This window comes from Acinetobacter sp. ACNIH3 (assembly GCF_002918965.1).
Classification (GTDB): Bacteria; Pseudomonadota; Gammaproteobacteria; order Pseudomonadales; family Moraxellaceae; genus Acinetobacter; species Acinetobacter schindleri.
The window spans coordinates 1-1,622 of record NZ_PQLP01000118.1 but is presented as its reverse complement, the minus strand read 5'-3'; the positions used below and the strand labels follow the sequence as shown (position 1 = coordinate 1,622).

Genomic DNA, 1,622 nt, shown 5'->3' with positions numbered 1-1,622 from the left:
ACTCTGTTTATACCGATGGAGCTTATGACACCAAGCAATGCCGTCAGGTCATTGCAGATCGGCAAGGGCATGCGGTGATTCCACCTAGAAAAAATGCGAAACCATGGAAAGATACAAAGAGTAGCTCGCTAGAACGAAATGAATTACTTCGAACAGTTAAACGTTTAGGCAGGACACTATGGAAAAAATGGTCAGGCTATCATCGGCGAAGTTGGTTGAAACTAAGATGCACTGCATTAAATTATTAGGAGATAAACTCAGCGCAAGGAGTTTTGATAGCCAAGTGAATGAAATTCATGCACGTGTAGCAGTCCTCAACAGATTTACGGAATCAGGTCGACCATTTACCCAAGTTACGCCTTAAATTTGGCTCAATTAGGGGCGCTTTGCATTTCAAATCTTTGTGCAACAAAGCCCTTTGAAAGCGTAAAACTTTCATTGAGAACAACAATGGGTATAGACAGGGACAGTACGAGTTGAGGTGAAACAATAATATTAGTTGTTTTTTAGTTGAACCTTTTTTTGTCAATCGAATTGTTTTTAGTTCAAACATGATGAAGTTTATGAATTAAAATTTAATTCAACATATCATATTTATCTAATTAAAGGATAGTACTTTAACTTATTGAAATCAGGTGAGTGTAAGGGATATATGAAGTTATTGTTTGGTATACTTCGCTTAACATAATCAATATTATACGAAATCAGTTTGTTAGAACCCATTTAAAGTGTCTATATTCTCACCAATAAAAATGTCTGGTTTATGATGGTTTTTATCACCATGGACTGGATATAAAATATAGATGCTGATCACTATGTCTGATAAAGAAATTCAACGTCTTGCAGTTCTGCAAGACGTTAGAGATCATCGTATTACCCAGGTCCGTGCTGCTGAAATCCTGAATCTTTCCACCCGTCAAATTACCCGGTTATTGCAGAAGCTCAATCAAGATGGTGTCTCAGGTATGGCACATGCCAGTCGTGGTCAACCGGGTCATCGTCGCCATGACGTCCTGTTAAAATCAGAATGTCTTTCCATTATTTCTGAACATTTACTTGGCTTTGGTCCTACATTGGCTCATGAGAAGCTCAGCAGCATGTTTGGCCTGCATATCCCGGTAGAAACGGTTCGTCGCTGGATGACTGCAAATGACCTCTGGATTCCTCGATCCAAGCGCCTGAAACGTCCGTATCAGCCTAGATATAACCGTGATTGCTTCGGTGAGCTGATCCAGATCGATGGCTCATATCATGACTGGTTTGAAGGTCGAGCTTCCAAATGCTGCTTGCTGGTTTATATCGATGACGCCACTGGAAAGCTGTTGCATCTGCGCTTTTGTGAGGCTGAAACGACCTTTGATTATGGCTTTGTTGCACAAAGATTTGAAATGCAAAGCGCCCCTAATTGAGCCAAATTTAAGGCGTAACTTGGGTAAGTGGTCGACCTGATTCCGTAAATCTGTTAAGGACTGCTACACGTGCATGGATCTCATTCACTTGGCTATCAAAACTCCTTGCACTGAGTTTATCTCCTAATAATTTGATGCAATGCATCTTAGTTTCAACCAAACTTCGCCGATGATAGCCTGACCATTTTTTCCATAGTGTCCTGCCTAAACGTT

At 40.5% G+C, this 1,622-nt stretch carries 3 pseudogenes; 2 read left to right on the top strand and 1 reads right to left on the bottom strand.

From position 1 onward, the window contains the following. Together C3420_RS16920 and C3420_RS16910 are read left to right on the top strand one after the other, a co-directional pair. Positions 1-364: pseudogene (locus C3420_RS16920) on the top strand (IS5 family transposase); the annotation flags it as partial. Positions 365-803: 439 nt separating this feature from the next. Further along, positions 804-1,364: pseudogene (locus C3420_RS16910) on the top strand (helix-turn-helix domain-containing protein); the annotation flags it as partial. Between the two features lie 52 nt (positions 1,365-1,416). On the opposite strand, the pseudogene C3420_RS16905 reads toward C3420_RS16910, so the two are convergent. After that, a pseudogene (locus C3420_RS16905) lies at positions 1,417-1,622 on the bottom strand (IS5/IS1182 family transposase); the annotation flags it as partial.